Annotated in this window: 11 protein-coding genes; 6 read left to right on the top strand and 5 right to left on the bottom strand. The window is 36.1% G+C overall.

Annotated features, from left to right (window positions below; genetic code table 11):
* The first annotated feature begins 60 nt into the window (after positions 1-60).
* Positions 61-1,332, top strand: coding sequence for an alkaline phosphatase family protein (locus E0Z07_RS05665; RefSeq protein ID WP_131540433.1), 1,272 nt, complete (start codon positions 61-63; stop codon positions 1,330-1,332).
* A gap of 84 nt (positions 1,333-1,416) precedes the next feature.
* On the opposite strand, the gene E0Z07_RS05670 is transcribed toward E0Z07_RS05665, so the two are convergent.
* From E0Z07_RS05670 to E0Z07_RS05690, 5 genes are all read right to left on the bottom strand, one after another.
* Positions 1,417-2,211: a porin family protein gene (locus E0Z07_RS05670; RefSeq protein ID WP_131540434.1), complete on the bottom strand. Its 795-nt coding sequence runs from the start codon at positions 2,209-2,211 to the stop codon at positions 1,417-1,419.
* A gap of 28 nt (positions 2,212-2,239) precedes the next feature.
* A complete protein-coding gene (locus E0Z07_RS05675; protein ID WP_131540435.1) occupies positions 2,240-3,379 on the bottom strand; it encodes a PCMD domain-containing protein in 1,140 nt (379 codons plus the stop codon).
* Between the two features lie 317 nt (positions 3,380-3,696).
* A complete protein-coding gene (locus tag E0Z07_RS05680) occupies positions 3,697-4,485 on the bottom strand; it encodes a porin family protein (protein WP_131541080.1) in 789 nt (262 codons plus the stop codon).
* Position 4,486: 1 nt separating this feature from the next.
* Positions 4,487-5,581 (bottom strand): PCMD domain-containing protein, encoded by a 1,095-nt coding sequence (locus E0Z07_RS05685; protein WP_131540436.1) that lies wholly within the window; start codon positions 5,579-5,581, stop codon positions 4,487-4,489.
* 253 nt (positions 5,582-5,834) lie between these two features.
* The gene (locus tag E0Z07_RS05690) at positions 5,835-7,361 is read right to left on the bottom strand and encodes a bifunctional GNAT family N-acetyltransferase/carbon-nitrogen hydrolase family protein (protein ID WP_006257814.1); all 1,527 of its coding nucleotides are present in this window, start codon (positions 7,359-7,361) and stop codon (positions 5,835-5,837) included.
* A 162-nt stretch (positions 7,362-7,523) separates the two neighbouring features.
* Between E0Z07_RS05690 and E0Z07_RS05695 the strand changes: the two genes are divergently transcribed.
* The 5 genes from E0Z07_RS05695 (at position 7,524) to mgtE (ending at position 12,715) form a co-directional block, all read left to right on the top strand.
* Positions 7,524-7,859 carry a single-stranded DNA-binding protein gene (locus E0Z07_RS05695; RefSeq protein WP_006262518.1) on the top strand — a complete coding sequence of 112 codons (336 nt, stop codon included), beginning with the start codon at positions 7,524-7,526 and terminating at the stop codon, positions 7,857-7,859.
* A gap of 170 nt (positions 7,860-8,029) precedes the next feature.
* Complete coding sequence (locus E0Z07_RS05700) at positions 8,030-8,749, top strand: response regulator transcription factor (protein WP_131540437.1); 720 nt, start codon at positions 8,030-8,032, stop codon at positions 8,747-8,749.
* The gene (locus tag E0Z07_RS05705; protein ID WP_131540438.1) at positions 8,739-10,097 is read left to right on the top strand and encodes a HAMP domain-containing sensor histidine kinase; all 1,359 of its coding nucleotides are present in this window, start codon (positions 8,739-8,741) and stop codon (positions 10,095-10,097) included. Before E0Z07_RS05700 ends, E0Z07_RS05705 begins: the two co-directional genes overlap by 11 nt.
* A 503-nt stretch (positions 10,098-10,600) precedes the next feature.
* Complete coding sequence (locus tag E0Z07_RS05710) at positions 10,601-11,296, top strand: MgtC/SapB family protein (RefSeq protein WP_006257810.1); 696 nt, start codon at positions 10,601-10,603, stop codon at positions 11,294-11,296.
* Positions 11,297-11,317: 21 nt separating this feature from the next.
* Positions 11,318-12,715 carry a magnesium transporter gene (gene mgtE / locus E0Z07_RS05715; RefSeq protein WP_131540439.1) on the top strand — a complete coding sequence of 466 codons (1,398 nt, stop codon included), beginning with the start codon at positions 11,318-11,320 and terminating at the stop codon, positions 12,713-12,715.
* The last annotated feature ends 207 nt before the right edge of the window (positions 12,716-12,922 follow it).

Raw genomic sequence — 12,922 nt, forward strand, 5'->3', positions numbered from 1 at the left:
GAATTTACTTTGTAAGGATAAATTTATCTACGGATATTTGGTCGAGAAAAACAAAACAACATGAAGAAAATACTATTCGCCTTATTAACTTTCGGGTTGGGTTTGACTATGTCTAGCACTGTTTCTGCTCAAGAAGTACAAAAACAAATCGTAGTAGAAAATCGAGTAAACGATAGTAAACAAGTTGATAAGCCTTATGTTATCTTAATCTCTATCGATGGTTTCCGTTACGATTATATCGAGAAGTTTGGAACTAAGTTTTTAGAGAAGTTTGGAAAAGAAGGTGTGAGAGCAGAGTCTATGCAACCATCTTATCCATCAGTTACTTTCCCTAATCATTATACAATAGCAACAGGACTTTATCCTTCACACCATGGTTTAGTTGGGAACAATATGTATGACCCAAAGATAGAAGAGAGATACTCACTTAGAAATGCTAAAGCAGTACACGATCCAGCTTGGTATGGAGGTACACCATTATGGGTATTAGCAGAACAACAAGGAATGTTGAGTGCATGTTACTATTGGCCAGGTTCAGAAGCTCCTATTAAAGGGACTTTACCATCATATTACTATGCTTACTCTGAGAAGTTTGACATGGATGGACGTATTAATGAAGTAGTGAATTGGTTGACATTACCAGAAGAGAAAAGACCTCACTTCATTACCTTCTATTTACCAGAAGTAGATCATGCAGGTCATGGATTCGGACCAGATGCAGAAGAGACAAAAGAAGCAGTTCATTATGCTGACCAATCTATAGAGAAACTTGTAGCAGCTGTAGATAAGCTAAACTTACCTGTGAACTATGTGATTGTCTCTGATCACGGAATGCTAGCACTTGACCAAGAAACGCTATTGAGCTTTCCTTTAAAGTTAAAAGGAGATGAGATGAAACTAGCGAGTAATGGTACTTATATAAGCGCTTTTATCAATGATAAAACTCAGATAGACAAGTACTATAAGAAGATTAAAAAAGCGAGTAACCCTAAACACATGAAAGTGTATAAGGCTGAAGATCTACCTAAAGAGTTTCATTTTAGCAAAGAGCATGATCGTTTTGGTAGAATAGGAGATATCGTGGTGACAGCGGAAGCTCCATACTATTTTACTAACAGAAAGTTAGCAGGTAGTCACGGTTTTGACCCTATTGCTGTGAAAGAAATGCACGCTATATTCTTAGCTAAAGGACCACAGTTCCAATCAGGAAAGACAATAGGAACATTTGAGAATATTGATGTATATCCTGTTATCGCTAAAATACTTGGATTAGAGATTACAGAAGAAATAGACGGTACAGATAAAGTAGCTAAAGAAGTATTAGTAAAATAATCAGAATAATCTATTCTATTGAAATAAGAAAAGGCTTGTAGAAAACTCTACAAGCCTTTTTATTTGCATTTTAAGACACTTTAATTAAAATTGGTACCCAAATCCTAGGTTTAAGTATATATTGTGCATAGAGAACGATATAGCGTCAAAATCACTATTTAATACTCCATTAAATCCATAAGATAATTCTCCTAGTAAAAAGAAGTGTTTATTCATCTTCCACTCAGCACCTACTTGAGTACCCCATTGGAATTTACGTACTTCATCAGAGAAGTCATACGGAGCACTACTATCATCTTCGAAAGTTAATTTAATACCGTTAGGGTCAGTTTGTCTTAGGTGACCATTCGATACATATCCATCAAATGTTTTGTCTATTAAAGCTGAGAAGTATAAACCTCCATAGATATTCCAGTTATCATTGATAGAGTACACCACATTTACAGGTACAGTTAGATAAGTGTTTCTTACCTTCGTTTTTACATCTCCAGTGAAGTAACCTCTTACTTTAGAGTTGTCTTGTATAATCTCTGTTAAGTAACCTTTTACATTAGCCTTCGTTGTCATCCCTTTACCTTCAAAGCGTAGACCTAAACGAACCCCCCATTGTTTGTCATCAGTTAACCATTTTGTAGCATTAGCCTCTAAACCTAATTGTAATCCTGGGTTATAACTATTGATTTTTCTTATTTCTTTTGGAAGACCTAAAGGAGAAGAACCACCTATGCTAAAGTGTGCTCTTACTTGGTAATCCATATTTTCTGTAAAGAATTTTTCAAAAGAATTTTTGTCTGACGCTTTTGGTTCTTCTTGATTTTGTGCAGAAGAAGCAGTCAGTACACCTAATGATAATACTAACGTATATATTATTTTTTTCATTGTCTCTTAATTATGTATTGTGCTAATATTACTTATCGAAGTCTAATTCAACTTCATCAATTTGTAGAGTACTACCTACTGCTCCATTGAAGATATCTCCTTCCACACTTGCAGAGAATACGATAGCAATCATATAGTTAGCCTTTGGATCAAAAGTTTTTCCCTCCACCATTTGGAATGGGATTTCAAATTTTGTCCATTCATCAGTTTCAACTCTGTTCTTATCGTCTAATTTTGCGATAGCAATCATTCTAGGATCTAAGAATTTGTGGTCACCTGCTAAGAATTCTTTTTTAGGATTATCTCCTTTTTCAAAGATAATAGCATAAGCATCCCATGCATCTTTAGTTAGAGCAGAACCTCCTTTGCTTGTGATTGTAAAGTCTTTTCCAGCTTTATATTTATAGTATCCTTTTAATGTTTTAGGCATATTAATTCCTGTACTATAAGGAATACCAAATCTTGTAGATTTAATAGCTGGGAATGTGAAGTTAAAAGTACCTAAGTATAAGTTTCCTGCTGCGATAGGAGATCCCATCATACTACCAAGTGGTCCAGTACTTCTAGTTACCATTTTTACTCCTTTACCTTTGTATCCATCATTAATAGAGAAGGTAGGGTACACTGCTGGTGATAATTCTTGATTGTCTTCTAGTAGTGTTTCTGCTAACATATTATAACCTTGGTTACCACTGGCCCAGTCATATTTTATCATACCATCAGGAAGTACTTCGAAGAATTCGTGGTATTGTCCATCAGGCCCTTCAGTTACTTCAGTTTTTACATTTTCGAAATCATAATGTGTGATAAACGTATTTGTCAAGAAACTTACATTGTATGTTTTTTTCCATTTACCATCTTGTGATGTAATAATGTATTGTACTGGTCCTTTAGAGAAGTTTTGTTTTGACCCATTTTCAGGAGTAATAGTTGCTCCGTCTGATAATTTAAATAGTGGTGCGAACTCTCTTTCATCTACGTCAGGAAGAAGTCTAAAGAACACATTATTATTAGTAATTGTTGTAGTAGTAAGTAAGAACTTATTCGCATCTTCAATTGTTGCAGAAGTAATGTCAGATTCCATTGTGTCTGCCTCATCTTTTATACAAGACGAGAATGTGATCCCTATGGTTGTTAATAGGGCGAATAATAAGTAGTTTATTCTCATAAGTATTGTATTATTTTGTTATATAATTTTGCTGTTCGTTATTTAATGATAATTTAATATTTAAGTAACTATCAAGTAATAAACGAACATGCAAAGATAAGGATTATCATTCCAATAGCCGTTTCCCTTAAATACGTTAAGGATATGAGAACAACTGTCTTTTTTGATATTAATATAGTCAATTCATTTTTTTGTAGTCTTAAAGTTTGCCTATTCATTGAGAAAACGAAAGACACTATGAGAATGTTTCAAATGGTTTTTAAATAATAAAGGCCAATCTATACGATTGACCGTCATAGTTTAATGTTTTTTTAACGTTAGAACGTATACCCAAAACCGAGATTTAAGTAAATATTATACATTTTAAAGGATATAGCATCAAAGTCTTTTTTAAATACACCATTCAACCCCCAGTTTAGATCTGAGAATATGCGGAAATGTGTATTTAGTTTGTATTCACCTCCTACTTGTACTCCATATTGAAACCTGTTGAGGTTCTCCGAGAAGTCATAGTCTCCTTTAGCATCTCCTTCAAATTCTACAGGTGTACCGATAGGCGTACCTTCTCTTAATACTCCATCATACACATATCCTGTAAAGTCCTTGTCTATTAAGCCTGATAGATACAGTCCTCCATAGGCATTCCAGTTCTCAGATGCATTATAGGCTACTAATACGGGGAAGGTTATATAAGAGTTTTTCATAGTCGTCTTTACATTTCCTGTGAAGTACCCTTTGGTGTGTTTTCCATCACCACCATCTATCTGAGTATAGTAGTTCTTTACACGTGCATCTGTTTTCATCCCCCTACCTTCCATGCGCAATCCTGTACGGATTCCCCATTTATGGTCGTTACTCAGCCATTTAGTTACATTTAGTTCTAGTCCTAATTGCAATGTAGGGTTATAACTATTGATCTCTCGTATCTCAGCAGGCATACCGAGTGGAGTACTTCCTCCTATGCTGAATTGTCCTCTTAGTTGATATTCTATATTTTCTTTAAAGAAAGTTTTAAATCCTGTTGTGTCTTTTGTTTGAGCGAAAGACACTGTGTTTATTCCTATCAATAGGATTAAACAAATACTATATCTCTGTAGTAATCCCATCTTATTCCTTATTATCTTTTTCATAAACTAACTCTATCTCGTCTACTAGCAGTGTACTGCCTACTGCGCCCTTAAAGTCCGCTCCATCTATACTAGAAGTCATCACGATAGCAAGTATATAATCTTTTTGTGGATCATAGGTTTTACCAGGTACTAGCACAAACGGAACATTAAACTCCATCCACAAGTTCGTCTCTATTCTATCTTTAGCTTCTATTCTAGCGATAGCTACATTTCTAGGGTCTTTAAAAGCGTGGTCACCTGCTAGGAAGTTGTTTTTCTTTTGTGTCTCAAATAAGATTGCATAGATATCAAAAGTGTCTTTAGCACCTGGTATCTCGTTATAATTACTATCTGTCACGATCTTACCAGCAGTGTATTTAAACGAACCTCTTAGACTAGTAGGTAGCTCACCTGTGTAGGGCAGCCCAAACTTGGTAGACTTAATAGGAAATAGAGGATTGAGCTTAAAGGTTCCAAGGAATAAGTTACCTGCAGCTATAGGGTTACCAGCTATCTGTCCTGTTTTAGAAGTATAGACCGTCTGCATCTTTACAGACAGACCACCTCTTCTACCAGGTGCTATCGTAGTAGGGTATCCTTCTGGTGGCGTGTTTCCTGCTACAGTAGAGTATCCCTCATTACCGCTATCCCAGTCGTATATTTTATCTCCATTAGAGCCTATTTCGTAGAATCTATAGTATCTGTTTTTATTTGTAAGTTCTGCATTGTTAAAGGTGTATAATGTACTTAGCTCATCACTTGTGAAGCTAACGATATACTTCTTTTTCCAACTTTGATCTTGTGCAGTTATGATGACTTCCTGACTATTTCTGAAATCCCTTGTTGTGCCATTAGGTGGATCCATAGTAGCATTAGGCGAAATGATAAAGAATGGCGTTTGTTTTTCTAAATCAACATTCGCTTTTACTCTAAACTCTACAGACGTATTCGTGATAATAGGATCTGTCTTTAGATACTCAGAAGGAATATATGCCTCTAGAATGTCTGCATTCGTATCTAGTTCCTCATCCTTGATACATGATGAGAAGATTAGTGGGGTTAGCAGTAACAAGGCTTTAATGTACTGATTCATATAAGTCTTTTTTTATTGGGATAACAATATTCTTGCCACAGTTAGTTTTAGTATGATGTCTTCTTCATTTAGATACCCTATATTCTCTGTCATAATTGAGATAAAAATAAATATATTGTTCTGATTATTTATCTAAAAGATGATTTTTTAGTTAGTATTTATACTTTTTTAGTGGTTTGATTATTAGTTTTTTGTACAATAAAAAAGGGATGACCATTCAGATCATCCCTTAGTTAGTATATATTGGATTGTATTATTTCAGAGCTCTGGTTTGATATAGATCCGTACGTCTATCTTTTTTGATACGTACACTACCGTGCTCGTGTAGTTCTTTTAGTAAGTCTACATCCACATCTACGATAAGTGTCATTTCTGTATTAGGTGTTGCTTCTGCTTTTACTCCATTTGTTGGGAAGGCAAAGTCAGAAGGAGTAAGTACAGCTGCCTGAGCGAACTGAATATCCATATTATTCACCTTCGGTAGGTTACCCACACATCCAGCTATCGCTACATAACACTCATTCTCGATCGCTCTAGCAGCAGCACAGTTTCTCACACGAGTATATCCATTCTGCGTATCTGTAAGGAATGGAACGAATAAGATATCCATCCCTTGATCTGCTAGTAATCTAGACAATTCTGGGAACTCCACATCATAACATATCATGATACCAATCTTACCACAGTCTGTATCGAAGGTCTGTATCTTAGACCCTCCTCTCATACCCCAGTAGTGTACTTCGTTAGGAGTGATATGAATCTTAGAATACATCTCATATGTACCATCTCGCTTACATAAGAATCCTACGTTATATAAGATACCATCTACTAGGTACGGCATACTTCCCGTGATGATATTGATATTATACGAGATAGCAAACTCCTGAAACTTTTTGCGTATAGAGTCAGTATATCTCGCTAATTCACGTATTGCATCTGCCTCAGATAAGTGGTTATAGTCAGCCATAAGTGGCGCTGTGAACAGCTCTGGGAACATAGCGAAGTCACTCTCATAGTCAGATACTGCATTGATAAAGAATTCTGCCTGATCGAAGAACTCTTGTAGATCGTTTAGCGGTCTCATTTGCCACTGTATCAGACCTAGTCTGATCACACTTTTTTTAGCATTGATCAGCTGTACATCTTTCTCATAGTAGATATTATTCCACTCTAGAAGCACTGCATATTCCTTAGAGCTCGTGTCTCCCTCTAGGTAATTGCGCATTAGGCGTACCATGTGGAAGTCGTTAGCCATTTGGAATGACATCACTGGATCGTGTATTTCTTTTGTTTTTACTTTTTCTAGATATTGCTTAGGCGTTAGCTCATCTGCATATTTAGAATATTTAGGGATACGCCCTGCGAATACGATAGATTTTAGGTTTAATTGTTCACACATTTCTTTACGTGCATCATATAACCTTCTTCCTAATCTAAGTCCTCTATACTTAGGATGGATGAATACGTCTATACCGTATAGTACATTTCCTTCCGGATTATGTGTGCTAAAAGTAGAATATCCTGTAATCTGCTCATAGGTATGTGCAGACATTGCCTGTTTTTCATCAATAATAAGTGACAAAGCTGACCCTACTACAACACCATCTACTAAAACGACAAGTTGTCCTTCTGGAAAGACTTCTAATAATTGTTCGATTTCATCTTTGTTCCAGTACGAATCTTCTAGCCCTTGGTATGATTCGAGCATTGATTTTTTTAGCTCTAAATAATCGTCAATTAATAAATTTCTTAATTCTACTTTATTGATAGTAGTTTCCATAATGAATTTTTTTGTTTGCAATTTACGAATAAAAGAAAACAAAGTAAATGAGAAGTTTGGTTAAATATTCAAATAAGTGTTAAAAAACGGGGCTATTTTTGATATTGTTTTTATTGAATAAAGCTATATGTAATAAAATATTAACTATTAAAAAAAACAGTTATGAGTTCAATAAAAAACAAAGTGCAATTAATTGGCAGGGTTGGACAAGATCCAGAAGTGAAAATGTATGAATCAAATAAAAAGCGTGCTACCTTCTCTCTTGCGATAAATGATGTGTATTATAACGATGCAGGAGAACGAGTAGAATCTTGTAATTGGCATAATATTACTGTCTGGGGGAAGCTAGCTGACATTGTTGAAAAGTTTGTTAATAAAGGAAAAGAAATTGCTGTCGAAGGTAAGTTAGTTAATCGTAGCTTTGAAGATAAAGATGGTAATCAGCGCTATGTTACCGAAATTGCTGTTTCAGAATTAGTTTTTCTAGGCAGTAAGTAAAGTTTTATTATTTCTGTTGTCGCTCAATATTCACAAGAATTTTGAGCGACTTTTTTTGGTATTAATCCTTTGTAGATAGCTCTTAGAAAGGAATTGAATAACTATTTAGTACAGTGTTATTTAACTTTATAGTTAAAGTCTTACATCTCATTTTTTAAAAAAGCCTTACCTTGCTACAGGATAATTTAAGTAGTAATACAGTGGATAAAATATTAGTTATCGAAGATGATATTCGCGTAGCAGAATTACTTCAGCGCAGTCTAGAGGAACAAAACTTTGAAGTAGATGTAGCTTATGACGGATACTTAGGGAAAAAACTTGCCTTTCAGAAACCGTATGCTCTAATCATAACAGACGTAATCTTACCTAAAATAAATGGTATAGATCTGTGTAAGGACATTAAGGCTACCTTACCTCATATCCCTATCATTATGCTTACAGCACTTGGTACTACAGATGATAAGGTAGAGGGATTCGATGCAGGGGCAGATGATTATTTAGTCAAACCATTTGAGCTAAGAGAACTTTATGTACGTATACGTGCATTGCTTAAGCGCTTCGAACATATACAGTCTACTGACGCTCATCTTTTAAAATATGCAGATTTAGAATTAGACCTAAACGAAAAGGTATTTAAGAGAAACGGACAAGAGATACATCTGACTCCTAAAGAGTTTAACCTACTTCAGTATATGATGGAAAATCCTGAACGTGTACTATCTAGAACAGAGATTTCTGAGAAAGTATGGGATACACATTTCGATACAGGTACTAATTTTATCGATGTATACATCAACTATCTGCGCAAAAAGATAGAAATAGACCCTTCTAAGAAAGTGATTCATACCAAATCTGGTATGGGATTTATACTAAAGAGTAATGAGAATTAAGACTAGACTTACCTTATTGTTTACCTTACTAGTGGCATCTATATTATTAGTATTTGCTGTAGTAGTGTATTGGTCTTCGTCTAAGAATAGGGAAGTGGAGTTCTTTGAAGAGTTAGAGAAGGAAGCTATCACTAAGGCTAAGCTATATCTAGAGACAGAGGTAAAGTCATCTACACTACATAAGATATACAGATATAATAATGAAGTCATCAATGAGGTGCAGGTAGCTGTATATGATTTTGACTTTAATCTATTATATCACGATGCAGAAGAGATCGATAGTGTCAAGGAGACTAAAGAGATGATCGATCAGATCGCTTCACAAGGGCGTGTACACCTATTCCAAGATGACTGGCAGGTGATCGGTATAGTGTATAACAGTGGAGGTAAGGACTATGTAATCACTGCCATCGCTCTAGATCAGTACGGATATACGAAGTTGCACAATCTTTTTCTGACGATACTAGTGTTGAGTATTGTGTCCTTGATTGTTATTTTCTTTGTGGGAAGTTTCTTTGCAGAGCGTGTCCTACGTCCATTGAAGCTAATGAACGAAGAGATTAATAATATCACTGCTACTAATCTAGATTTGCGTGTGAGTACTAAGGCTAATCAGGATGAGCTGAGTCGATTAGGGAATACATTTAATACGATGCTAGACCGACTAGAACAGTCTTTTGATTCGCAGAAGCAGTTCGTGTCGAATATCTCACATGAGCTACGCACTCCACTAGCAGCAGTGATAGCAGAGTTAGAATTATCACTGTCTAAAGAACAAGACACCGCTAGCTATATCAGAACGATAGAGAACGCCTTATCAGATGCGAAGAAATTGGTGCGATTATCAAATAGTTTACTAGACTTTGCGAAGGCGAGTTATGATCCTACCGAGATTGTATTCAAGCCTACTAGAATAGATGAAGTAATACTAGATGCCTGCCAGAAGATACAGAGGGGTAATGCTGGATATACCTTCAGCTTTATGATAGATGAAGAGATAGACAGCGAAGAGTTAGTGACGGTACGAGCAAACCCTTACTTACTCGAAGTAGCTATTATTAACTTACTAGAGAATGCGTGTAAGTACTCTGATAATCATCACGGTAAGGTGAGTATTTCTAATCTGAATAATGCAGTAGTGATCAAGATAGCAGATGAAGGGTTAGGGATGAGTGCAGAGGATCTAGATGGGATCTTTAAGCCATTCTTTAGAGGTGAGAACGGAAAGCACTTAGACGGAAATGGTATCGGACTCTCCTTGACCAAGAAAGTTATTGACTTACATAAAGGTACTATTACAGTCACTTCAGAGATAAATAAAGGTACAGAGTTTACTATAACCTTATAGTATAACCAAATAATAGTAGAAAGCACTCCTAGTAGGGGTGCTTTTTTTTGTGGTGTTGTTTTCCATTTTTATTAGTAATTAGAAGGTATTCTATTCTTGATAAATATTTTTTCCGCTCTTTTTGGGTAGGGGGATCGGCATGTGGTCGGCTAGTGATACCATAGTGATTGCATTAAAATAGGCTAAAATTATGCGACCACTATCCCATCACTATGCGACCACTATGCGATCAGTCAATTTAGGACTGGTCAAAGCGAGAGTATCAAAGGGAGTGATGATTTTATTGTTTTTGGGATACTAGATGTGGGTATTCTAATAGGATTCTAATTTTTTTCTAAAAGCTTTCTAATAGCCTCTAGGAAGGGTAATACCTACTTTTGCCAAGTCAAAAAAAAATAAGAGATGGAAACAGAATCCACATTAGTGAAACGGGAATGTTAAACCTTCTTTCTGAATATGCATGATAACAATGTAGCTCAGAAAGAGCAAAAAAAATAGTTATCATGTTAATTACAGTATTTATAGGAAGATTAGCTCTTGCTTTTATTTTAGGAGCTCTTATCGGGGCAGAGAGACAAGTGAGACAAAAAAGTGCAGGTCTAAGAACCAATACGTTAGTGAGTATCGGTGCAGCAGGCTTTGTGTTGATGGCATATACCATCGGAGATATGGCTGTGGGTAGAGTAGCCTCTTATGTAGTGAGTGGTATCGGATTCTTGGGAGCTGGAGTGATTATGAAAGACGGATTCAGTATCCGTGGACTAAATACTGCTGCTACGATCTGGTGTTCGGCTTCAGTAGGGTCTATGTGTGCAGTAGGCTTATGGATGGAAGCGATAGCGATGACAGTATTGATTTTATTAGCACATATTTCGCTTAGACCTATTGGTAATATGATTAATAAACTCTCTTTTGAGAGTGAGACAGACTCAGCTGAGGTTCATTACGAGATTATCGTAGGATGTAAAGAACAAGTAGAGAATCACATCAGAGTAATGGTCTTAGAGAATCTGCGCGCTCAGAAAGACCTTCAGTTGCGTTCGTTAAAAAGTACAGATAATGGCAATCCTGCTTTTTCGTATCTGAAGTTTGAGATACTATGCATCGGTAAGAAAGATGATATTCTAGAGCAGATTACTAGTAAAGTTTCTTTAGAATATGGAGTATCAGAAGTGACATGGGAATTGACAGCGTATTAATCTATTAAAAACTGAGGTATTATGAGAATGCATAACAGAGATTTAAAAAATCTACAGAAGATAGCAACTGATATGAACAGTATGGAGAAGATAACGATGATGCTGCCTGTGATCAAGAAGATGCCTATTATCGACATCAGCGAGCTACTGAGCAGAGTGGCTAATGATGATTTGGTTCTTGTGTTTAATGAGTTTACAATAGCAGAGCAAGGGGAGATTTTTGCAGAATTTCCATTGGTGAAGCAGTTAGGATTCTTTCAGAGAGTGAGTAAGAAGCTATTCGCTAGGATATTCGAAGAGATGCCATCAGATGCTAGAGCAGATTTGTTTCAGCTGATGACACAGCAGGAGCAGGTAGACTTACTGCCTTATCTGACGAAGAATATACGTGAGAATGTACTAGCACTTAGTTCGTATCCTGCGCATACAGCAGGTGGTATTATGATTACAGATTTCGCTACAGTGTCTAAAGATATGACGTGCTTCGAAGCGATACAACAAGTGCGCAAAGACTCTCCTTCTAAAAAGACGATATACTATGTATATGTAGTGAATGAGGATAAGACTTTAGTAGGTTTTATTACTTTAAAAGATTTAATCATAGCTGAGCCTGATGTATTAGTTAAGGACGAATTACATACAGAGTTTGTATTTGGTTTTTTAAGTGATAGCAGTGAGTCGGTAGCAAAGAAAATAGATAAGTATCAGCTAGTAGCCTTGCCGATACTAAACGATAAGAAACAGCTAGTAGGAATAGTGACACATGATGAGGCACTAGATGTGATACAAGCAGAACATACAGAAGATATGGAACGCTTCATGGGAATCATCGGTACGAATGAGGAGTCTGATTATAATCAGACGAGTATATTCAACCATTTTAAGAAGAGAGTGTTTTGGCTTGTGACACTAGCAGTAATCGGGATAGGAGCTGGGATGATCATCTACAGCTATGAAGCGACATTAATGCAACTGATGATTCTAGCCTTATACATGCCGATGATTGCCTCTACAGGAGGTAATGCAGGAAGTCAATCTGCGACAGTAGTGATCAGATCACTGGCGCTAGGGCAGATTACAGTAAAGTCATGGCTAAAGGTATTGTGGAAGGAGTTAAGGATAGCGCTGATGTTATCTTGTTTTCTAGGTTTAGTCGCTTTTGGTATCGTAGCGTTTCTAAACTGGGGAACAGAGATTCCGACAGGTTATACACTAGTATCTATAGGAGGAGTGATCGCGTTAGCCCTGTCGCTACAGGTGATTACCTCTACGATAATAGGAGCATTGTTACCAATGTTGGTTCGCAGGTTTAACGGTGACCCTGCAGTAGCAGCTAGCCCAGCTATCACTACGATTGTAGACATCTCAGGGCTATTGATTTACTTTAGTATAGCAGCTCATTTTTTTAACTTAAAGTAGCACGGTTATTGTAGATTATACTTAACATAAATTATATAAAAAATAATGCAAAAATTACGCTCTCGATGCGATCTGTCAGCAGAAGGATAATAAAAATTCATAAAATGCTTCGTTATTTAATATGGAATCTCCGTATTATGAAGTAACTTTAAAGTGTTTTTAAGATAAAAACTTAGTGAAATAATAAATAAGGTATTAATTAAAAAT

Source organism: Myroides odoratimimus (assembly GCF_004337635.1).
Classification (GTDB): Bacteria; Bacteroidota; Bacteroidia; order Flavobacteriales; family Flavobacteriaceae; genus Flavobacterium; species Flavobacterium odoratimimum.